Source organism: Acinetobacter sp. NigerLNRRAM0016 (assembly GCF_054112845.1).
The window spans coordinates 1-23,153 of record NZ_JBSYVT010000025.1; the positions used below are offsets into that span (position 1 = coordinate 1).

19 protein-coding genes and 1 riboswitch are annotated in these 23,153 nt (G+C 44.7%); of the genes, 4 read left to right on the forward strand and 15 right to left on the reverse strand.

What is annotated here, in order from left to right; all coding sequences use genetic code 11:
• Window positions 1–158: 158 nt before the first annotated feature.
• Window positions 159–2,102, reverse strand: a complete 1,944-nt coding sequence (acs, locus tag ACWQ4X_RS14165; protein WP_457904084.1) for an acetate--CoA ligase — start codon at window positions 2,100–2,102, stop codon at window positions 159–161.
• Between the two features lie 291 nt (window positions 2,103–2,393).
• On the opposite strand from acs, the gene ACWQ4X_RS14170 reads away from it, so the two are divergent.
• Complete coding sequence (locus ACWQ4X_RS14170; RefSeq protein ID WP_161933066.1) at window positions 2,394–2,975, forward strand: DUF805 domain-containing protein; 582 nt, start codon at window positions 2,394–2,396, stop codon at window positions 2,973–2,975.
• A 161-nt stretch (window positions 2,976–3,136) separates the two neighbouring features.
• Complete coding sequence (locus ACWQ4X_RS14175) at window positions 3,137–4,060, forward strand: mechanosensitive ion channel family protein (protein WP_216071719.1); 924 nt, start codon at window positions 3,137–3,139, stop codon at window positions 4,058–4,060.
• Here the strand turns inward: ACWQ4X_RS14175 and ACWQ4X_RS14180 are convergent.
• The 5 genes from ACWQ4X_RS14180 to prfB all read right to left on the reverse strand — a co-directional run bounded on the left by ACWQ4X_RS14180 (window position 4,040) and on the right by prfB (window position 8,990).
• Window positions 4,040–4,747 carry a 16S rRNA (uracil(1498)-N(3))-methyltransferase gene (locus ACWQ4X_RS14180; protein WP_457904107.1) on the reverse strand — a complete coding sequence of 236 codons (708 nt, stop codon included), beginning with the start codon at window positions 4,745–4,747 and terminating at the stop codon, window positions 4,040–4,042. The genes ACWQ4X_RS14175 and ACWQ4X_RS14180 overlap by 21 nt on opposite strands.
• A gap of 222 nt (window positions 4,748–4,969) precedes the next feature.
• Window positions 4,970–6,250: a 3-deoxy-D-manno-octulosonic acid transferase gene (locus tag ACWQ4X_RS14185; protein WP_457904085.1), complete on the reverse strand. Its 1,281-nt coding sequence runs from the start codon at window positions 6,248–6,250 to the stop codon at window positions 4,970–4,972.
• A gap of 99 nt (window positions 6,251–6,349) precedes the next feature.
• Window positions 6,350–7,429, reverse strand: a complete 1,080-nt coding sequence (locus ACWQ4X_RS14190) for an alkene reductase (protein ID WP_457904086.1) — start codon at window positions 7,427–7,429, stop codon at window positions 6,350–6,352.
• Window positions 7,430–7,453: 24 nt separating this feature from the next.
• Window positions 7,454–7,753 (reverse strand): ArsR/SmtB family transcription factor, encoded by a 300-nt coding sequence (locus tag ACWQ4X_RS14195; protein ID WP_100241190.1) that lies wholly within the window; start codon window positions 7,751–7,753, stop codon window positions 7,454–7,456.
• Between the two features lie 141 nt (window positions 7,754–7,894).
• Window positions 7,895–8,990, reverse strand: a protein-coding gene (prfB, locus tag ACWQ4X_RS14200) for a peptide chain release factor 2 (protein ID WP_100241189.1) whose coding sequence is annotated in 2 segments (ribosomal slippage) — window positions 7,895–8,917 and window positions 8,919–8,990 — 1,095 coding nt in all. Because the reading frame shifts where the segments join, the coding sequence is not laid out codon by codon here.
• 288 nt (window positions 8,991–9,278) lie between these two features.
• On the opposite strand from prfB, the gene ACWQ4X_RS14205 reads away from it, so the two are divergent.
• Window positions 9,279–9,437 (forward strand): hypothetical protein, encoded by a 159-nt coding sequence (locus ACWQ4X_RS14205; protein ID WP_457904087.1) that lies wholly within the window; start codon window positions 9,279–9,281, stop codon window positions 9,435–9,437.
• 343 nt (window positions 9,438–9,780) lie between these two features.
• Window positions 9,781–10,557 carry a putative porin gene (locus ACWQ4X_RS14210; RefSeq protein ID WP_100241188.1) on the forward strand — a complete coding sequence of 259 codons (777 nt, stop codon included), beginning with the start codon at window positions 9,781–9,783 and terminating at the stop codon, window positions 10,555–10,557.
• A 51-nt stretch (window positions 10,558–10,608) separates the two neighbouring features.
• On the opposite strand, the gene recJ is transcribed toward ACWQ4X_RS14210, so the two are convergent.
• From recJ to aceE, 9 genes are all read right to left on the reverse strand, one after another.
• Entirely contained in the window at window positions 10,609–12,309 is a 1,701-nt protein-coding gene (recJ, locus tag ACWQ4X_RS14215; protein ID WP_457904088.1) for a single-stranded-DNA-specific exonuclease RecJ, read from the reverse strand.
• Window positions 12,310–12,966 (reverse strand): pyridoxamine 5'-phosphate oxidase, encoded by a 657-nt coding sequence (pdxH, locus tag ACWQ4X_RS14220; RefSeq protein WP_161932879.1) that lies wholly within the window; start codon window positions 12,964–12,966, stop codon window positions 12,310–12,312.
• A gap of 11 nt (window positions 12,967–12,977) precedes the next feature.
• Window positions 12,978–14,309 carry a phosphoglucosamine mutase gene (glmM, locus tag ACWQ4X_RS14225; RefSeq protein ID WP_457904089.1) on the reverse strand — a complete coding sequence of 444 codons (1,332 nt, stop codon included), beginning with the start codon at window positions 14,307–14,309 and terminating at the stop codon, window positions 12,978–12,980.
• A gap of 123 nt (window positions 14,310–14,432) precedes the next feature.
• Window positions 14,433–15,899 carry an IMP dehydrogenase gene (guaB, locus tag ACWQ4X_RS14230; protein WP_100241184.1) on the reverse strand — a complete coding sequence of 489 codons (1,467 nt, stop codon included), beginning with the start codon at window positions 15,897–15,899 and terminating at the stop codon, window positions 14,433–14,435.
• Window positions 15,900–16,081: 182 nt separating this feature from the next.
• Window positions 16,082–16,879, reverse strand: a complete 798-nt coding sequence (locus tag ACWQ4X_RS14235) for an oxygen-binding di-iron domain-containing protein (protein ID WP_142769961.1) — start codon at window positions 16,877–16,879, stop codon at window positions 16,082–16,084.
• 180 nt (window positions 16,880–17,059) lie between these two features.
• Complete coding sequence (locus ACWQ4X_RS14240) at window positions 17,060–17,635, reverse strand: TMEM165/GDT1 family protein (protein WP_142769960.1); 576 nt, start codon at window positions 17,633–17,635, stop codon at window positions 17,060–17,062.
• An 84-nt stretch (window positions 17,636–17,719) separates the two neighbouring features.
• A riboswitch (yybP-ykoY riboswitch) is annotated at window positions 17,720–17,864 on the reverse strand.
• A gap of 73 nt (window positions 17,865–17,937) precedes the next feature.
• Window positions 17,938–18,231, reverse strand: coding sequence for a hypothetical protein (locus ACWQ4X_RS14245; protein WP_457904090.1), 294 nt, complete (start codon window positions 18,229–18,231; stop codon window positions 17,938–17,940).
• 166 nt (window positions 18,232–18,397) lie between these two features.
• Window positions 18,398–20,365 carry a 2-oxo acid dehydrogenase subunit E2 gene (locus ACWQ4X_RS14250; RefSeq protein ID WP_457904091.1) on the reverse strand — a complete coding sequence of 656 codons (1,968 nt, stop codon included), beginning with the start codon at window positions 20,363–20,365 and terminating at the stop codon, window positions 18,398–18,400.
• Window positions 20,366–20,367: 2 nt separating this feature from the next.
• Window positions 20,368–23,082, reverse strand: coding sequence for a pyruvate dehydrogenase (acetyl-transferring), homodimeric type (aceE, locus tag ACWQ4X_RS14255; protein ID WP_457904092.1), 2,715 nt, complete (start codon window positions 23,080–23,082; stop codon window positions 20,368–20,370).
• Between the last annotated feature and the right edge of the window lie 71 nt (window positions 23,083–23,153).

Here is a 23,153-nt window from a genome sequence, read left to right on the forward strand (position 1 = left end):
TTAAAATTTACACAATAGTCTCAATATTTTAGGAATGATTATATTTAACCAATCGTTAAATTATTATTCTACCTACAAAATCAATGAGGAGCCGTCATTTAACTGCTCCTCATAGTCTGGGGCTATAAATAAAATTTTATTTATAGCCCCACTTCAGATTACGTTTGCGGATAAACATTCGCAATCAGCACATCGACCACCTGCGGATCGGCCAAAGTAGAAGTATCCCCCAAACTATCCAGTTCATTTGCCGCAATTTTTCTTAAAATACGGCGCATGATTTTACCCGAACGAGTTTTCGGCAAGGCTGGCGCCCAATAAAGGGCATCGGGTGTCGCGACAGGCCCCAAGACTTTACGCACCCACGCCACCAGTTCAGCTCTGAGTTCTTCAGATTCAGCAACATCCGCTTGTAAGGTCACAAAAGTACAAATGCCCTGTCCTTTAATCTCATGCGGCATACCCACCACAGCGGCTTCCGCTACGGCTTCGTGCGCCACCAAGGCACTTTCAATTTCAGCGGTGCCTAAACGATGCCCTGCGACATTCAGTACATCATCCACACGACCCGTAATCCAGTAATAGCCATCTTTGTCTCGTCGCGCTCCATCCCCTGTAAAATAACTGCCCGGATAAGTCGAGAAATAGGCCTCAATAAAACGGGCTGGATCACCCCAAATGGTGCGCATCTGCCCCGGCCAAGAATCCTTAATAATCAGATTACCTTCAGCTTCGCCTTCCAGTTCTTTACCATCGGCATCAACCAAAGCGGGTTGAATGCCAAATAAGGGACGCGTCGCAGAGCCTGGTTTTAAGTCGGTTGCACCTGGTAAAGGAGAAATAAGAATCCCGCCTGTTTCCGTCTGCCACCAAGTATCCACAATCGGACAACGACCTTCTCCAACCACGGTGTAATACCAGTTCCATGCCTCAGGGTTAATGGGTTCACCCACTGAGCCCAACAAGCGTAAACTGCTACGATCACTCTCGCGCACGAAAGCATCGCCTTCACGCATCATGGAACGAATGGCAGTCGGTGCAGTATATAAAATGGTGACATTGTGCTTATCGACGATATGTCCAGTCCGTGCCCAGCTTGGATATTGCGGCACACCCTCAAACATCACTGTGGTGGCGCCATTAGAAAGTGGTCCATAAATCACGTAGGAATGTCCCGTAATCCAGCCCACATCGGCGGTACACCAGAAAATATCATCTTGTTTTAAATCAAAAACTTCACGAAAGGTACTATTCACATAAGTTAAATAACCGCCTGTGGTATGCAGCACACCCTTCGGTTTGCCTGTGGACCCCGAGGTATAGAGAATAAATAAAGGATCTTCGGCTTTCATCGGTTCAGGCGGGCATATGTCATTCACCGACATAATTTCCATGTGATACCACAAATCTCGCTGCGGTTGCATTTCAATTGGATTACCTGTGCGATGCACCACAATCACATTTTGTACCGAGTCCGTGCCCGGTAAAGTTAAAGCCGCATCGACATTGGCTTTGAGTAAAATCGGTTTACCACCACGCATCCCTGAGTCTGCGGTAATCACCACTTTGGCCTGACTGTCTTCAATACGACTGGCCAAGGAGTCTGGGGAGAAGCCGCCAAACACCACACAATGCACAGCGCCAATCCGCGCACAAGCCAGCATCGAAATCGCGGCTTCAGAGACCATAGGCATATACAGCACCACACGATCGCCTTTTTTGACTCCATTTTTTTTCAAGACATTGGCAAAACGGCAAACCTCATCGTGTAGTTCCACATAGGAAATAATTTTGTGCCGTGAAGGATGATCCCCCTCCCAAATAATCGCAGGCTTATAGGGATGCTCTTTTAAATGACGGTCCAAACAGTTAGCACAGACATTCAATTCACCATCTGCAAACCATTCAATTTTAAAATTTTCTTTATCAAAACTGGTATTTTTGACTTGGGTAAATGGCGTAATCCACTCCAGTTTATGCGCCTGATCAGCCCAGTACGCTTCAGGATGCTCTATCGATTCTTGATAGCGTTCAAAATATTCAGCTTCATTGGTACGTGCAGTTTTTTTAAATTCTTCTGGAACAGGATAGACTTCTTTCATATTCATACTTCCTTGATCTTATTCATCTCATCTCGAGATGCCATGCCACGTTATTGATTTTTTATTGCTGCATTAAAGCAGTATTACGGCGATGTTTTAGACACTACAATCATGCTTTGGTCGTATATTATTTATACAACTTAAATCAACAAGATGAAATCCGACCTCTAAAAAACTTTCGATGAATCAGTGTCTACATGTTTGAAATCATCTTATAATTTTCCTGAATTGCCGCATGCATGCTTTTGCAAAATGCAACATTTCATTACCGAATCCACACTGGAACAGCGTATGAGCACTCCGCAAACCTCCCCATTTTTCTCGCGTAATGTAGCACCCCAAAATGATAATCCCTTGTCTGCACAAGGACGTTTTGGACGACTGAGCCTGATTGCATGGAGCGGCTTTCTCAATCTGATCACCTTTTTTGCCACACTGGCTTTGAGTCTATTTTTAGGGATTTTTAATTTCAGTACCTATTCTCTTGAAAGCAATCTCTTGCAAACCTTTTTAAGTTTGGCTGGACTAGGCTTTTGGGTCATTTTCCTGCTGTATTTTTATTTCAGTTTCGTGATTGTGATCCGCCGCCTGCATGATTTGAATAAATCAGGTTGGTTATTGCTGTTACTGTTTATTCCCTTAATCAATTTCTTGATGGCCATCTATATTTTATTGGCATCAGGTACGACGGGCTTGAATCAATATGGTGCGCCACGCGCAACGCCTGTGTGGGAAAAGATTCTGGCATGGTTGATGATTATTTTATTCGTGCTCAGTTTTATTGCTTCAGGCAGCCTCATTTCTTATATGATGGGCGCAGGCGAGCTGGAAACACCGCAAGAAGTGCTTCAAAAAGGCACTGAATATTTCTAAGCTGCTTCTTCATCATCACGTTTAAGCTGTATAACTTCGGTTGCATTGAGTTATCTTTCCGCTGCTTTTCAGGCAAAATAGCGGAAAATTTAAATCGTTTCGGATCTCCTGTGGCAGAACAAACAAATAACCTGAGTGACGTCGCTCAGGGCACTTCACAAATGATACATGAGGCTGGTGCAACCGTCATTGCGCATACCTCAAAGTATAATGATGCGTATACCACCATCGATAAAATCATGGACAGTTTTTGGGAGCGCGTGCCTTATTTCTGTATCGCACTGATTGTTCTGGTCATTTTCTGGTTACTGTCCAAAGTCTTTAAGTTTTTCATTAGTAGGACTTTAGAAAACCGTTCTTATACCCGTCAAAATCTGGTCTTGGTCCTAAATCGTGTCGGCACCAGCGTCATTATTTTCTTTGGTTTCCTGATCGCCATGGTGATTGCCATTCCTGGCTTTACCCCTGGACAACTGATGAGTGCCTTAGGGATTGGTTCGGTGGCGATTGGTTTTGCCTTCAAAGACATTTTCCAGAATATGCTGTCTGGCATCCTGATTTTACTGGGTGAACCATTCCGTATTGGCGATGACATTATTGTGAATAATATGGAAGGTACGGTCGAAGACATTCAAATTCGTGCGACTTTCTTACGTTCTTATGATGGTCGTCGCATCGTAATTCCGAATGCCACCGTCTATACCAGCCCAGTCACAGTCAATACCGCCTATCAACGTCGTCGTTGTGAATTTATTGTCGGCATTGGCTATGATGATGACGAACAGAAAGCTAAAAACATAATTAACGCAATTTTAGATAAAAATCGTAATGTGCTGAGTCAACCGGGGTTCACCGTGAATGTTACTGCCTTAGCGGATTTCTCGGTCAATCTGACTGTGCGTTGGTGGATTGATACCACTGAAACCAATATTGCAGCATCAGTCAGTGAAATTCAGGCGGAGGTGAAACAGGCCTTTAACGAGCACGACATTAACATTCCTTATCCTGTACAGGAAGTGAAAGTGCATCGTGACCAGAACTTACCCTACATGATGCCTGAAAACTCAGGCAAACAGACGTCCTAAGACATAGGAAATTGCCGTTTCCGTTCTTAAAATTCGGTTGCCTAAGCTCACCGCTTGGCAGCCGTTTTTTTCGAGTAGATCAACCTCATAAGGGATAAATCCCCCTTCTGGACCAATCAGTAAGGTACAAGCATGCTCTATGGCATGCGGCATAGCCATTTCAGCGTAGGGATGCGCCACATAAGCTGGCTTTTCAAGACTAATCCACGTGGGCAGTACATCTTCTACAAAGGGTTTGAAGCGTTTATAAATTTCAATGTTCGGGGCAATGGTATCGCCCGCCTGCTCCAAGCCCAAAGTCACGTATTGATCAATTTGCTGTAAAAAAGGCGTTTGCCAATAGCTTTTATCGACCCGATAACTATGTAGCAATACAATTTTTTCCACGCCCATGGTCACACTGTCCATGATTAAACGGCGCAAAACTTTAGGACGCGGCATTGCCACAATTAACGTTACAGGTAATTTGGCAGGAACGGCTTCTTCCTGAATAGGTCTTAGCTGGATGGCCCGTTCACTCACGGCCAAAACTTCCGTTACATAACGTTTTCCCGCTCTGATCCCGACTTTTAAACGATCTCCCACCTGTACATTAACGTGAATCTGCAAATGTTCAAGCTGGCGACTAGAAGTAATGGACCACACATCGGATTCAGTTTGGCGTGGGTCTAAGAGAACGATATTCATAATAAAGAGAACAAATCCAATCAGTAAAGGCTCAATCAGCACATGCCATTGCAGAGGGCGACAGGGATGTCGCCCGCGGTGCTGAGGTACAGGACGTACCTTCAGCACCGCAAAAGATTTTTGCTACTTTTCATCTCTGAAAAGTAGGAATCACCTACACAAAGGCATCAACTGAATCCACAATATTTGCGGTTGTGACAAACGCATTCAAATTTCAGGGACTTATAAATAACCATCAATGGCTTGAATATGCTTATCCAAGGAACCTTTATTCAGTTGCATAATCTGCTGCGCCGCTTGATTCAATTGTTGCGCTTGTTCCGTATTGTCCAGTAACTGCATCAGTACCACTGCGGCCTGCTCAGCATTCTCAACCACTTTCACGGCATCGGCTTGGATAAATTCATCAACAATAGTTTGAAAGTTGAAATAGTTTTTGCCCAAGATGGTCGGCACGTTTAATGCAATCGGCTCTAAAATATTATGCCCGCCACCCGGCTCATTCAATGAGCCACCAACAAAACAAACCTGACTTAAGGCATACCATAGCCACAGTTCACCCATACTGTCGGCTAAAAAGACTTGGGTGTCTGCTTGTATAGGTTGCTGCTGACTACGTCTGCTGGTTTGTAAATTCAAATTTTGTGCGATCTGATAAACTTCATCAAAACGCTCTGGATGACGTGGCACCACAATACACAGCAATTCAGGATGCTGCTGTAAATAAGGCTGCAATGCGCTCAGTAATTTTTGCTCTTCAGGCGCATGCGTGCTGGCAATAGTGATAATTTTCCGATCTGCCAACTGCCAGTTGTGTTTGAGCTGTATGGCCTGTTGCACAAATTGCTCTGGGGCATGAATATCAAACTTGATACTGCCCACCACCTGCGTCACTGACGGAGCCGCACCGAGCTGGATAAAACGCTCCGCAGTTGCCGCATCCTGTGCCAATAACTGATTCAACCCCTTGAGCATGGCTTGGGTTAAACCTGATACTTTGGCATAACCCTGTGCCGATTTTGCCGAAAGGCGGGCATTGACCAAAATGGTGGGCACCTTGAATGCCTGTGCCTGATCGATCAAATTCGGCCATAACTCGGTTTCGACTAATATCAAAATCTTCGGTTGATATTTTTGGAAAAACACCTGCACCAGCCCCTTTTGATCTGCAGGTAAATACACCGCTTGAAACAAGGCTTGATATGGGGCTTTATTAAATAATGACTTGGCGCGTGCCTGCCCTGTTTTGGTGGTATTGGTTACCAAGACAGGATGACCTTGTTTTAAATAATGCTCAATCAGCGGTTGTGCTGCATTGGTTTCACCGACAGAAACCGCATGAAACCAAATGGTGTTTAAATTTTTAGGGGATTGAAATGGACCAAAACGCTCGACACATTCTTGTTGATAAGCTACGACATCTTGCGCACGTTTTTTAATTCGCCATTGATACAGCGGTTTAATGATTGCGAGTGCTGCGTTATACCAAAAAGGAGTAGCCAAATACGTGCTCCAAAAAAACGATTTAAAATAAAACAGCGCAATTTACCACATTGGGTAAATCGCGCTGTTATCTTGTCGTGAATTTAGCGGAAAAGCAATTTAAACCGCTGCGGTTTCCAGTTCAGCCAAGGTTGGATAATCAATATAGCCCGCGGCCACATCCGTTCCAATCATGGTTTCCAGCTTGAGTTCATTCAACGGTGCATCTTGGACTAAACGTTCGTACAAGTCTGGATTGGCAATATAAGCTTTCCCGAAAGATACAGCATCCGCCTGACCTGTCGCCAATAAATCAATGGCATCTTCACGGCTTAAACGCATGTTGGCAATATACGGCACGCCACCCGAACGCTGTTTCATATAGGCACTAATGCTGTCATCTGCCAAATACTCTCGGGTAAAGAAGAAAGCAATCTTGCGTTTGCCTAATTCTTCGAGGGCATAACCAAAGGTTTCACGTGGATTCTCATCGCCCATATCATGCTCATCACCGCGCGGTGCCAAATGGACACCAACACGTCCTGCACCCCACACTTCAATCAGTGCATCCACCACTTCTAATAACAAGCGCGCACGATTTTCTACGCTGCCACCATATTGGTCATCACGTAAGTTGGTTGAACTTTGCAGGAACTGGTCAATCAAATAACCATTGGCTGCGTGCAATTCAACCCCATCAAACCCTGCAACTTTGGCACGAATCGCCGCTTGTTTATATTGTTCAATAATGCTTTGAATTTCTGCGATTGCTAATGGGCGCGGCACCACATATTCACGTTTTGGACGCAATAGGCTCACATAGCCTTTTTGCTGTACATTACTGGCCGAAACTGGGGTTTCACCATTGAGTAAATCGGGATGTGAAACACGACCCACATGCCACAACTGCGCCACAATTAAGCCATCATTGGCATGTACTGCTTGGGTGACCTGTTTCCAGCCTTCAACCTGCGCATCATTAAACAGCCCAGGGGTATTTAAATATCCATTGGCTTCTTCAGAAATGACGGTCGCTTCAGAAATAATTAAACCACTGCTGGCACGCTGTGCGTAATACTCTGCCATCATTGCCGTTGGAACGCGGTCAACGGTCGCACGGCTGCGGGTTAAAGGTGCCATGATGACACGGTTTTTTAATTCTAAATCGCCCAAACGCAAAGGGGTGCTTAACTCAGCCATAGTCGCCTCAATATTCACTCAAACTTAAAGTGAATGTTTTAAATGATCGATATATTGCTGAATCAAGGCTTCGTTACGGGAAAAATAAGACCACTGTCCGTATTTTTCGACTTGAATTAAACCTGCCTGCTGGAGCACCGAGAGATGATTCGACATGGTCGATTGCGAGACTTTACCCAAGCGTTCGATGTGCCCTGCACATACGCCACGTCGAAAGCCACCGCATTCTTCAGCCGATAAAAACTGTTCAGGATGTTTTAACCATTCCAGAATTTGACGGCGGGTCGGATTCGCCAATGCTTTAAAAATTAAATCAATATCCATAGTCCAGACATGTTCAATCAGGCACAAGCTTGATTCAGCTTTTCTTTAATATATCGCATTTTTTCGATTTTTATATCGAATATTTTAGATATATTGTAAAAAACTGCATCAAACTTGGCTAAGTTACTGATGATACTTAACTTATAAGCCTTGCTTTAAGCTCGCCTCAATAAATTTATCCAGATCACCATCCAATACTGCACCCGTATTCGAGTTTTCAACACCGGTACGTAAATCTTTAATACGTGAGTCATCCAAAACGTAGGAACGAATCTGACTGCCCCAACCAATATCCGACTTGGAGTCTTCTAGTGCTTGCGCAGCTTCGTTACGTTTGCTCATTTCCAATTCATACAACTTGGCACGTAACTGTTTCCACGCATGGTCACGGTTGGCGTGTTGCGAACGCTGGTTCTGACATGCCACCACAATACCTGTCGGCGCATGGGTTAAACGTACCGCAGAGTCAGTTTTGTTAATGTGCTGACCACCTGCACCCGACGCACGATACGTATCGGTACGTACATCCGATGGATTGATGTCAATTTCAATATTGTCATCAACTTCTGGAGAGACAAACACCGCAGAGAAAGACGTATGACGACGGTTACCCGAGTCAAATGGTGATTTACGCACTAAACGATGTACACCTGATTCGGTACGCAACCAACCATAGGCATATTCACCTTCAACGCGAATGGTTGCCGATTTAATCCCTGCCACATCACCATCAGATTCTTCCATCAATTCAGCTTTAAAGCCGTGACGTTCGATCCAGCGCATATACATACGCAACAACATGGATGCCCAGTCTTGTGCTTCCGTACCACCTGAACCTGCCTGAATTTCCACATAACATGGATTCGGGTCCATTGGATTACTGAACATACGGCGGAATTCAAGTTTTGCCAGTTCTTCTTCGGCAGAACTCAATTCAGATTGCACATCGGCCAATAGACTTTCGTCATCGGCTTCAACGGCCAAATCTAGCATCGCCTGTGCATCTTCAAGTTGAGTCGCTAAACCATCCAACACATTTAAAACGTTTTCGAGTTCGCCTTTTTCTTTGGCCATTGCCTGCGCGCGGCTTTGGTCATTCCAAATCGCAGGATCTTCTAATTCACGCAGAACTTCTTCTAAACGTTCTTTTTTCAGATCGTAGTCAAAGATACCCCCGTAGTGTTTGACCACGGTCGTTTAAATCTTTTAATTGGTTTAAATAAGGATTAATTTCCACGGGAGCTACTCTCAAATCAATTATTAGCTTAAATAGCCCTCAATTATAGCACAGAGCACATCGAGATTTTTAACCTGCACATGTAATTAGGAATTGACGGGGCTGCTGGATTTCACGACTATTACAACCAGATTTTTCGATTTTCACCCTAAGGGCAATGTCACTGATGCGGAATTTGAGGATCAGTATTTCGCATTCCCAGACCAATTGGTCTCAACAATTGATTAACGACAATTCCTCAAGGAAAAGGGGTATGTAGTTTGAGTGAATATGGATCATCACCGCTAGATGACCGATGATGATTTAAATCTGCATTTCACTTTGGATGGACGTACCAGCTTAGGAATGGGGGTGCGGAAGATCTCGTCATTTTTACTACACTCTCACGCTTTCTTCACTGCAAACTTTACCCTTGCTGGTACGGTTGATTTTGGTGATGAAGCGTAAATCTTCCACATAAATCCCACAGGATACTTCTCAGATAGCATAATTTACATTTGCTACTAAAAAGATCTTTTTAGGCATGCTTTTTGATATTTTATGCTTACAATTTCGTCGTTTTCTACAGCAAAAACTATGCTATTCATAGAAAATCCACAATTTTAATAAATCACTACAATTATTAAATTATTTATATATCAAATATTTAAAATAACGTAATTACACAATATTACGCTCGACACAATTCCGTAACCTTCGAGCTGTTGACGCTTTTGTGTTTTCCCCTAGACTAAAAGTGTAACAAAAAATTTAACTTATTTATTAGCCAAATTTCAGAGGGGTCATTTCCATGAAAAAATTAGCAATTGCTTCAGCGCTATTCTCTGTCGTTGCAATGACTGGAACAGCACACGCATACCAAGCAGAAATCGGTGCTTCTGCTGGACTAATCGATCCGGATAACGGCAGCTCAAGCGGCTCTTTTGGTGTAGATGGCACTTATTACTTCAACCCTGTACAAACCCGTAATGCACCTTTAGCAGAAGCGGCGTTCTTAGACCGTGCCAGCAATGTCAATGCACACTATGCTTATAACGAAGTCGGCGATGACGAAGTGAATAACTACGGTGCTGGCGTTGAATTCTTCGTACCTAACTCAGATTTCTACTTGAGCGGTAACATTGGTCGCCAAGATGTAGAACACCGTTATGGTCGTGACCTTGATACCACGCTTTACAGCGCTGAAGTCGGTTACTTACCTGCACCAGGTTTCTTGGTGGCGGCTGGTCTAAAAGGCTATGACAACGACTATGATGATGGTGTAGACCCAACAGTACGTGCTAAATATGTCACTCAACTGAGCAACGGTAAAGACATCAACCTAGAAGCGGGTGCTTCTTTTGGTGACCTCGATGAGTACAATCTTGCTGCGGACTACTTCATTGATAAGAGCTTCAGTGTCGGTGCTGACTACTACAGCAATGACCTGAGCGATGTAAACGAATTTGGCGTAAATGCACGTAAATTCTTTACACCGCAAGTCAGCCTTGAAGGTCGTGTTGGCTTTGGCGAAGTCGGCAACAATGACTACAACAAGTTTGGTGTAGCAGCGAAATACCGCTTCTAATTGACCCAAACGATAACCATAAAAAAACCGCTGAATTCAGCGGTTTTTTTATTATTGCAAATGCAACACTCTCAGTTGCAAACTGACCTGACCATTAAAACTGTTCTGCTCTAACTCATACACCAAATGCACAGAAGATTGCATCGGATCAAAGCTAAATTTATCTGCTGCATTAAAGGCGATGGCATCCACCACTTGACCATTGTCTAAGGCCAGTCGCAGTTTCAAGTGTAGTTCCTTTAACCAGCGATAATCCAATACCTGAAACTGCCCTTCAAAAACAGGAGAAGGAAATTTTTGTCCCCACGGGCTTAAATGCTGTAACAAATGTACCGTATCCAAATTCAATGCTTCAGTCGGAAGCACACCATCGGTCCATAACGTGGCTTGAAATAAAGCCTCATCCATCGTTTGAATCAACTGAACAAATTGCTGTTTAAATTCATCAAAATGCTGTTTCTTGATGGTCAACCCTGCCGCAGCGGCATGTCCGCCAAAATGACTGACCAAATGCGGAGATTGTTCTGCGACGCTTTCAATTGCATCGCGAATATGAATCCCCTCTATGGATCGGGCAGAACCTTTGATATGTTCACCATCGTCATCTGCGGCAAACACAATTGCAGGGCGATGAAACTGCTCCTTCAAACGCCCCGCCACAATGCCAATCACGCCTTGATGCCAATGCGGCTCAAATAAAATCAATGCCGCTGGTGTTTCCGTCTCATCCAACTTAAATTGTGCCAAAGCGGTTAGGGCATCCTGTTTCATTTGAGTTTCAACTTGGCGACGTTCGACATTCAGTTGATTCAACTGCTGTGCCAACGCATAAGCACTACTGTAATCCTCCGCCAAAAGACACTCTATACCAATATCCATGGTTTCCATACGTCCCGCAGCATTGATCCGCGGACCCAAGACAAAACCGAGATCTTGGGCTTTAAGTTGTGCTGCATCACGTCCTGCAATGTCCAATAAAGCTGAAATTCCGACACGACACTGCTGTTGCTGGATACGTTTCAAACCGGCATCCACCAGAATACGGTTGTTATAGTCCAGTGCTGCAACATCAGCATAGGTGCCCAACGCCACCAAATCCAAATATTGCGCCATCTTGGCACTGGATTTACTTTGCTGCGCACGGTGACTACTTAAATTCGCCAGTAGATAAAATGCAACGCCTACACCCGCCAGAGCTTTACTTGAAAACTCGCAGCCCAATTGATTCGGATTCACCACGGCTTCCGCAGCAGGTGTTTCTTTGGTGGTCAAGTGATGATCAGTGATCACCACCTGCATACCTAGCGCTTGTGCATGCGCCACGCCTGCATGGCTAGAAATGCCATTATCAACCGTGACCAGCACTTGCGACTGAAACTTGGCAAAAGCCAAATCTGCAATCGCTGGGGTTAAACCATAGCCATATTTAAATCGGTCAGGCACCAGATAATTCACCTCTGCACCCATCTCTCGCAAAGCCAAAATCATCAAGGCTGTGCTGGTGGCACCATCGGCATCATAATCGCCAACGATTACTATTTTTTCCTGCTGATCAATGGCTTGATCCAGCAATGCAATGGCTTGTGTGAGCCCTTTTAAATTCGGTGCCAATAAATGCTTGAGTTTGAATTCAAGTTCTTGTTCGGATTGCACGCCTCGGCGCGCCAAAATTTGTGCAATAAAAGCTGGCACGCCCTGAAAATCTTCAGGGCGTGTTAAATAAGGTCGTTGCTTAATCTGTATTTTTGTCATTTACGGCATAAGTCGTTGTAATTTCCATATACCGTCAATTTTTTCATAACTCAGGCGGTCATGTAAACGATTTGGACGTCCTTGCCAGAATTCATAATAATCTGGCTGCAAACGGTAGCCGCCCCAGAACGCTGGTTTATCCAATTCGGCTTGCTCCGCAACCTGATCTTGCAAATTCTGGAAACGTTGCTGAAGCTCATCACGACTGGCAATCACACCGCTTTGCGGGGTACTGATATGTGCCGCAATCTGACTATCGCGTGGACGCTTGCGATAATACGAGGTGGCTTCGTCTTCTGAAATTTTCTCCACTCGACCACTAACGCGTACTTGGCGCTCAAGTTCAGGCCAGTAGAACAACAGCTCTGCATATGGATTCTCAACCAGATCTAGACCTTTTTGGCTGTCGTAATTGGTGTAGAAGTCATAGCCTGCTTCGGTTGCGCCACGTAACAGCACCGTACGCACATGCGGACGCCCTTGACGGTTTGCCGTTGCCAAATACATGGCATAGGGCTCGTGTAAACGCGCCTCTAATGCCATATTGAACCAATTTAGGAATTGCTCATGCGGATGTTGCTGTACTTCTGATTCGAGCAGCTCCCCTTTTTGGTAACTTAAACGCAATTCACTTAAATCTTTAATTAAATCGCTCATTGCATTCTTCCTTAAGCAGCTTGGGTACGAACCACATCTGCGAGATGATTCGCCAATGCAGTCACTTCTTCGAGTTGATCACCTTCAACCATGACCCGAATCACAGGCTCAGTGCCTGACTTACGAATCAACAGTCGGCCACGACCTGCCAGCTGAGCTTCAGCTTTTTCAAATTCAGCCACCATCGCAGGGTTGGCATAGGGGTCGATCATCTGTTCTAAACGCACATTCACCAGCACTTGCGGGAACAATTTAAAATCCTCAACCAACTCATGCAGTGCCTTTTTCTGCTCGACCATCACGGTAAGGACTTGTAATGCCGCAATGATGGCATCGCCTGTCGTGCTCTTGTCCAAAGTCAGAATATGACCTGAAGGCTCACCGCCTGTGATCCACTGGTTTTCTTCAAGGGCTTGCAATACATAACGGTCACCCACTTTGGCACGCACAAATGGCACGTCTGCCTGCTTGAGCGCCAGTTCCAGTGCCATGTTGCTCATGACTGTCCCGACAATGCCCTCTGGTTTTTTACTGGCTTGGGTCGCCAAAATATACAGAATATGGTCACCTGTGATTTGCTCACCATTGCGATCGACCATAATCACACGGTCGGCATCACCATCAAAGGCAATCCCCACATCCGCAGCATGCTCAACCACTGCTTTTTGTAAGCTTTCTGGATGAGTGGAACCACAGTGCTCATTAATATTTAAGCCATCGGGTCTGTTATAAAGTGCAATAACCGATGCCCCGAGCTCTTTAAATACGGCTGGACCAACGTTATACGCAGCACCATTGGCACAGTCCACCACAATTTTTAAATTGGACAAATCAAAATGGTAAGGGAATGTCGATTTACAGAATTCGATATAACGCCCATTGGCATCTTTGACCCGCACACTTTTACCCAAGTTAGCGGTGTCTTCAATCAACAACTCATTTTCTAATTCTTGATTAATCGCTTCTTGTAGAGCATCTGGCAGTTTTTTCCCTTCACCCGAAAAGAATTTAATCCCGTTATCAAAATAAGGATTATGTGAAGCGGAAATCACAATACCTAAGCTGGCATGTAAAGCACGCGTTAAATGCGCAATCGCTGGTGTTGGCAATGGACCCAATAAATGCACATACACGCCAGCCGCATTCAGTCCAGCCTGTAAAGCCGCTTCTAAAATATAACCCGAGAGACGAGTATCTTTACCCAAGACCACAATCGGTTTATTTTTTTGCGAATTTTTCTTTAGAACTTTACCTGCAGCAAATCCTAGCTTTAGTGCAAATTCAGGCGTAATTGGTAATTCTCCAAATTTCCCTCGAATACCATCTGTGCCAAAATAACTCATGTTTTACTCACTTCTTATATCTAGGTGTTGTGATCCACCTTTTGTCATAGTGAAATACTTTACACCAAAACAAAAAAGACCGTCATAGTGTTGACGGTCTCTTTGAATCTAATTTACTAAAAATCAACCAACGCGGTAGTTTGGCGCTTCTTTGGTAATGGTCACATCATGCACGTGAGACTCGGACATACCTGCTGCCGTAATCTTCACAAATTTTGCATTTTGACGTAGATCTTCAATGGTTGAAGAACCCGTATAGCCCATAGAAGAACGTAAGCCACCCATCATTTGATGCACGATGTTGCCCATAGGTCCTTTATACGGTACACGACCTTCAATCCCTTCTGGAACCAACTTCTCAGCACCAGCTTTAGAGTCTTGGAAGTAACGGTCCGCAGAACCTGTCGCACCCGCCATTGCACCCAATGAACCCATACCACGGTATGCTTTGTAGTAACGGCCTTGGAAGAATTCTACTTCACCAGGTGCTTCTTCAGTACCTGCAAGCAATGAACCGACCATAATCGTGCTTGCACCTGCACCAATTGCTTTCGCCATATCGCCAGAGAAGCGAATACCACCGTCGGCAATTAAAGGAATCTGTTCTTTCAGTGCATTGGCAACGCTATCAATCGCAGAGATTTGTGGCATACCAATACCCGCAACAATACGAGTCGTACAGATTGAACCAGGACCGATACCCACTTTCACAGCATCTGCACCCGCATCCAGAAGCGCTAATGCAGCATCACCTGTTGCAATGTTGCCACCAATCACTTGAACTTGAGGGTAGTTCTGTTTCACCCAGCGTACACGCTCAATCACGCCTGCAGAGTGACCATGTGCAGTATCCACCACAATCACGTCAACACCCGCTTCCACTAAAGCTTCTACGCGGCTTGGTGTTTCTACACCCGTACCGACTGCAGCACCCACACGTAAACGACCGAGGTCATCTTTACAACTGTTTGGATAAAGTTCAGCTTTACGGAAGTCAGTGACCGTAATTAAACCTTTCAGTTCGTTGTTTTCGCCAACCACCAATACTTTTTCAATACGGTGTTTCTGCAATAATGCCTGAATCTGTTCTTTCGATTCACCTTCGCGCACAGTCACTAAACGGTCTTGACCCGTCATAATGCTGCTTACAGGCTGCTCAAGGTTGGTTTCAAAACGTGTATCACGTCCTGTCACAATACCAACCACTTTCCCATCTTTTACTACAGGCACGCCACTGATGTTGTTGGCTTGCGTAATCGCAATCAACTCACGTACTGTGGTTTCTGGTGTCACTGTAATTGGGTCTTTGACCATACCTGCTTCAAATTTTTTCACACGGCGTACTTCTGCAGCTTGTGCAGCAATATCCATGTTTTTGTGCAAAATACCAATACCACCGTTTTGTGACATCGCAATTGCCATACGTGATTCAGTCACGGTATCCATTGCTGCTGAAACGAGAGGGATATTTAAGTTAATGCCGCGAGTCAGGCGTGTCTTTAGAGAGACATCTTTTGGGAGGACAGTAGAATAGGCAGGGAGTAATAAGACATCATCGAAGGTTAACGCTTCTTGAACGATGGTCAACATAACAGTCTCACTGGTAATTTCCGTGCGCTATTATAAACAAATTTAGCTTTAAATTTCATTTTTTATTAAAAAAATATCATTTAAAAATGCAAGCGCGCTGGAAATCATTTTGCAGACCCAGTTTTAACTCAGGAAATTAGCGTCAATCCATCCACTAATTTCCTTTTACATTCGATTAAGATTTAAGTTGGACAGGTGAAAACGCTTTCGTCCATCAAATCAACACCACATTCCAGCGTTTCAATCCAGTCGAGGAATTGGTTAATCATGTCCTTACCAATAAATGGCGTACCATGCTGCGGCACAATCATCTCGACATCCATGCTGCGTACCATGTTGACCCAAAGACGAATCACTTTATTGGAACACATATAGCGCTGATGGAAGCCTTTCATCTTCGGAATATGTGAAGCAAAATTTTCTAATGGTTTATTGGCATCATCGACCATGGATGCGCCCATGTCGCCCGAAAATAGAATTTTCGCAATTGGATCATAAAACTGGAAATTCCCCACAGAATGCAAAAAGTGTGCTGGAATCGCCACAATCGAAGACTGCCCCAAAGGAATCACCTGACCATGATCAGGCAGTTCAATCAGACGATCCAACCAATTGCCTTTCATACGATCGCTCATAAACGCGGAGTTCAAATGTGGTAAAAAGCGTGCCCACAGCTTTGAAGCCACCACTTTGGCATCGGTATACACCAACCAGCGGGGCATAGAAGTAATAATGTCTGGGTCTTGATGCGATGCCATCACATAGTCGAGGTTGGTCAGGCGTGTATATTTATTCAGTTCCATGGTTAACGGAACATAAGTTAAATCACCGCCTGGGTCCAATACCGCAGCACGCTCATGATCCAAAATCAGAAACTGGTTTGCCTGAACGCCTTCCCCTTTGACTAGACTGGTAAAACTGATGCACTTATGCGTACCATTATCAAATAACACTTGCGATGTGGTGCGATCGAAAGCCATAGCAAAACCCCAATATTTATATTCTAAAAGTTCAATTTTTAATTCCCTATAACATAAAGGGAATCAGTCCAACTTACAATAAATATACAGAGCAAGTTTGCAGTTTTATGAAGTTATTTATCTGATTTACATAATAAAAAACCCAACTATTTTGCTGGGTTTTTTAAAATCATAGGCTGCTTAGAAGAAGTAGTGCTGTACCAGTGTTGAGACACCAATCACCAAGAAGATGGCTGCGCCAATTTTATGAATTAATGCAATTGGCAATTTGTCAGCCAGTTTATTGCCAACAAACACCGCAGGTGCATTGGCCAGCATCATCCCCACGGTTGTTCCCGCCATAACCCAGAAAATACTGTCATAACGTGCCGCTAAAGCTACTGTTGCAATTTGGGTTTTGTCGCCAATTTCAGCCAAGAAGAACAGGATGAAGGTCGCGCCCAAGACCCCAAATTTCTGCCATTTATTGATGCTCGCGGTTTCATCATCCAGTTCATCTGGAATGAGCATCCACGCGGCCATACCAATAAAGCCAAGTGACAATACCCAGATCAAGACTTCAGGGCTCAAAACAGTCGTAATCCACTGACCCAATACCGCAGATAAGCCGTGGTTAATCAGCGTTGCAGCTAAAATGGCAATCAGAATAGGAACAGGTTTACGGAAACGTGCAGCCAGTAATAAGGCAAGAAGTTGGGTTTTATCACCCATTTCAGCGAGAGCGACAATTGCTGTCGAAATTAGGAACTCATGCATAACATCTTTTCTCTGGCTAGCAAAATTTGCCTATGACTTACCCCTCCTGCTAGCCAAAATCAAATAGATTGATGCAGAGTGGTAAATCAAAGGTCTTGCCAACAAAAAAAGCTGTTTAATGAGCTTATTTGGTTCTTTGCTATGATGACCATGTTCTGTGGAACAATTATGTTGATCATCACCTTTTTACGGAGCGTAAAAAGCGGCTACTCCCCAATGAATCATCAGTATTATATAAAATTCCACTAATTTTTCAAATCTTTGATTGTAGTTTTTCCTTTTCTACTACCATGCTTGGCTTTTTAAACTGAAAAACCGAAACGCTGATATAACCACAGTGCACCACGGCACAATCCCAGTAACATCGCCAAGCCAACATTAAACCCCAACCAGCCAAAGCAGCCCCAACCACTGGCACCCCCAATATGCTGTGCCTGATATTCCATTGAAAAGACAATCGTGGCGGTGAAAATTTCCAGTCCCATCACCAGATAGGTGACCCAATGCCATGGGAAATGCAGCACACTGAGCCAAAGCCCCATCAACACCAAAACCAACAATAGGACTGGCAGCATAAATTTAAAAAAGGCAAACATCTGCATGCAACTCCCTGCATTCTATTTATCTTTGACATCTTTATGCATTTTAACCAAATCATTCAAATGCACGAGACTTCACAACAGATTTTTACGATTTATCCAAATCCATCAGCATAAAAAAACCCCGCCGATGCGAGGTTTTATGCGCTGATTTAAAAATAAATTAGAGCAGTAAACTGCGAATATCGCCCAATAACTTAGTGAGCTTATTGGTAAAGCGTGCCGCATCTGCACCATTAATCACACGGTGATCATAAGACAAAGACAACGGCAACATCAGGCGTGGATCAAAACCTTGACCATTCCATACAGGCTGCATGGTCGCTGGTGAGATCCCTAAAATAGCCACTTGTGGCCAGTTCACCAATGGGGTAAATGCAGTACCACCTATTGCACCTAAACTGGAAATGGTGAAGTTAGCACCTTGCAAGTCTTTCGGAGAAAGTTTCTTGTCACGGGCTTTTTGACCCATCACACCCAATTCCACTGCAATTTGCTTAATGGTTTTCTGGTCTGGGTTACGTAACACTGGAACAGTTAAGCCATCTGGGGTTGCCACTGCAATACCCATATGAATCTCGTTACGTAACAGCACTGACTTGCCGTCATCCGACAAGTGACCAGCAAACTCACGCTCTTCTTTCAACAAATGCGCAACCGCTTTGATGATGAACGCCATGATGGTCAGGCTGATACCTTCTTTCTTGAAGTTGCCTTTTAGCTCATTACGCCAATCTTCTAACGCAGTAATATCAGCCAAATCGAACTGCGTCACTTGTGGAATGAAGTTGTTCAATGACAATTGCGGAATCGAAACTTGCTGTAAACGCGTCAGCACTTTTTCTTCCACACCACCGAAAGCCGTGAAGTCTGGCAATTTCGGCAAGCCTGAAACTGCTGGTGCTGCCGCAGCCACTGGTGCTGCTTGTGGTGCAGTTAAGCGTGCTTTTACATAGGCAAACACGTCTTCTTTCATCAAGCGACCATGTGGACCTGAGTTTTGTACTTGAGCCAGTACAACGCCCAACTCACGTGCCAATTTACGCACTGCAGGACCTGCATACACTTTTGCATTTTCTGCACTTTGTTCTTTGGTCAGTTTGTCTGCCCCAGTTGTCGCTACAGGTGCAGATTCAACTTTCGCGGCTTGCGGTGCTGGTGCAGTAGCGGCTTGGGTTTGTGCTTTGGCTGGTGCTGCGGCCACTTGCGCCGCAGGCGCTGCCGATTCAGCTTCAATCGTCACCAAAGGCATGCCCTGTGCAACACTTTGTCCAGCAGCAACATGAATGGCTTTAATCACACCCGCAGTCGTGCTTGGCACTTCAACGGTCGCTTTATCCGATTCAACCACAATAATGCTTTGATCATTCTCAACACGATCACCCACATTCACCAAAATTTCAGCGACTGCAGCTTTGTCGACACCCAAGTCAGGTACAGTAATTTCAACTGGTCCTGCTGCCACTGGTGCTGCAGGAGCAACCGCTGCTTGTACAGGCTCAGCAACTGGAGCAGGCGTGCTGACAGCTGCTGGCGTAGTCGTTGCTGGAGCTACAGCACCTGCCACTTTCACCTTTAACAACACCACACCTTCTTTCACGGTGTCGCCAGCTTGAATTTCAATGCTTTTCACTGTGCCCGCAACTGTACTCGGCACTTCAACCGTCGCTTTGTCCGATTCAACCACCACGATACTTTGATCGATCTCAATCGTATCGCCAACTTGAACCAGAATTTCACCCACAACTGCTTTTTCAACGCCAATGTCTGGTACTTGTACATCAACCACAGCACTTGTCGCTGCTTGGCTCGCTGCAACAGGGGCAGCCACTTCTGGTGTTGCAACCACTGCAGCAGGTTCAGCCGCTTTTTCTTCAACTTTTGCAGCAGCAGGAGTCGCAGCAGCTTCTGATTCAAGCTCAATCAGGACAGCGCCTTCAGAAACTTCATCACCCACTGTAACTTTAATGCTTTTCACCACGCCTGCTGAAGTGCTTGGCACTTCAACAGAGGCTTTATCAGACTCAAGCAAAACCAGACTGTCATCCACCGCAATCTGATCGCCCACTTTCACTAAAATTTCGGCAACCGTAGCTTTATCTACGCCAATATCAGGTGTTGTAATTTGCATACTTAGTTCTCCTCACCTGATTGTTCTTTGTAGTCCGCAACTGCATGAACTTCAGGGTGCGCCTGAGGTGCCCATGCCACTGGACGGTCTGTATCAAGTTCAAATGAAGAAATCGCATCTTTGACTAAGCGTGCATCTACTTCACCTTCGTCCGCTAACTTTTTCAAGGTTGCAACCACAATATGCGCTGCATCGACACCGAAGTAGCTACGTAGGTTGGCACGTGTATCTGAACGACCATAACCATCAGTACCTAAAGCCACGAATGGACGGTTGTCTGGTAAATAAGCACGGATTTGTTCGCTATAAGCACGCATATGATCCGTTGCAGACACCACGATACCATCTGTAGGACGAAGCAACTCAGATACCCACGCTTCTTTGGTTTGTTCAGCTAAAGGATGTAGGCGGTTGTATTCTTCACATGCCATACCATCACGCGCCAACTCGTTAAAGCTGGTCACACTCCATACATTTGAATGGATTTGGTATTCATCACGTAAAATCTTCGCCGCTTTGATCACTTCACGCAGAATCACACCCGAACCGAGCAATTGAACAGTGGCTTTTTCATCTTGTTGGAACAAGTACATACCACGTTTAATGCCTTCCTCTGCACCTGCTGGCATTTCAGGATGCTCATAGTTTTCATTCATTACAGTGAGGTAATAGAACACACGTTCTTGGTTCACATACATACGTTGTAAACCATCATGCACGATCACCGCCAATTCATAACCGAAACATGGGTCATACGAGACACAGTTTGGAATGGTGTTCGCAAGGATGTGTGAGTGACCGTCTTGGTGTTGTAAGCCTTCACCGTTCAGTGTGGTACGACCTGCAGTAGCACCGAGTAAGAAGCCTTGCGCTTGAGCATCACCTGCCGCCCATGCAATATCACCGATACGTTGGAAACCAAACATTGAGTAGTACATGTACATTGGAATCATTGGCAAGTTATTGGTTGAATAACTGGTTGCCAACGCTGCCCATGCACTCATCGCACCCGCTTCGTTAATCCCTTCTTGTAACATGTGACCGTCTTTGGCTTCACGGTAATGCATCAACTGTTCTTGGTCTTCAGGGGTATATTTCTGACCATGCGCAGCATAAATACCCAACTGACGGAACATCCCTTCCAAACCGAAAGTACGCGCTTCGTCTGGAACGATTGGTACTACGCGGTCTTTAATTGCTTTTTCTTTCAATAAAGACGCGATTAAACGCACCATCACCATGGTGGTGGATTGTTCTTTGCCCGCAGAACCTTTGAGTACCGCATCAAATACCGACAATTCAGGAATGGCTAATTGCTCACTCTCTTTACGACGTGCAGGTAAATAGCCACCTAAAGCTTCACGACGCGCCTTCATATACTTCATTTCTGGCGAGTTTTCACTTGGACGGTAGAATGGAAGCTCTTCTAACTTATCATCTGTAAATGGAAGGTTGAAACGGTCACGCACATATTTCAAAGAGTCGATCTGCATTTTTTTGATTTGGTGCGTTTTGTTCACCGCTTCAATTTCTTCAGACAAACCGTAACCTTTAACCGTTTTCGCAAGAATAACGGTTGGTTGCCCCTTGGCTTTCATTGCTTCCGCATAGGCTGCAAACACCTTGTACGGGTCATGACCACCACGGTTAAGATTGTCGATGTCTTCATCACTTAGATCTTTGACCAATTCCGCAGCTTCTGGATACTTGCCAAAGAATTTCTCACGCATATATGCGCCGCCTTTCACTTGATAGCGTTGGTACTCACCATCAACTGTTTCTTCCATCACTGCTTTTAAAGCACCTGTGGTGTCTTTCGCCAATAATGGATCCCAATGACGACCCCAGACTACTTTAATGACACGCCAGCCCGCGCCACGGAATAACGATTCTAATTCTTGAATGATTTTACCGTTACCACGTACTGGACCATCTAGACGCTGTAAGTTACAGTTCACCACCCAGATCAGGTTATCCAATTTCTCACGACCAGCAAGCGAGATTGCACCCGTACTTTCTGGCTCATCCATCTCACCATCGCCAAGATAAGCCCAGACTTTACGATCTTCTTCTTTGATCAAACCACGGTTCATCAAGTACTTTTGAATGTGTGCTTGATAAATCGACATGATTGGACCCAGACCCATCGATACCGTTGGGAACTGCCAATAGTCCGGCATTAAATATGGATGTGGATAGCTTGGCAAACCGTTACCGCCCACTTCACGACGGAAATTGCTTAACTGTTCTTCAGTTAAACGTCCTTCCAAGAAAGAACGTGCATAAATACCAGGCGCACAGTGACCTTGGTAATAAATCATATCTCCGCCAAAGTTATTACTGTTTGCGCGGAAGAAGTGGTTAAAACCAACATCGTATAAAGTTGCTGAAGATGCAAAGCTTGCCAAGTGACCACCTAAGTCATCACCTGTTTTGTTGGCACGTAAAACCATTGCCAAAGCGTTCCAACGGATCAGCGCACGAATACGACGCTCCATATCCTGGTCGCCTGGCATTGCAGGAGTTTCGTCAACTGAAACCGTATTTAAATAAGGAGTATTTAAGCGCTGAATAGGAACATGTTTCGCGATTGCACGTTGATATAATTTTTCTAATAAAAATGCAGCGCGTTCTGTTCCCATGTGTTTTAGAACCGAATCAAAAGCATCTTGCCATTCTTGGGTTTCTTGCGCATCAGTATCGCCATAAAACGCCATAATCCACCTATTCCTTGAGCTTAATCTATTTTATATATGTACCATACTTTGGTATTAGAAGTTATCGCTAC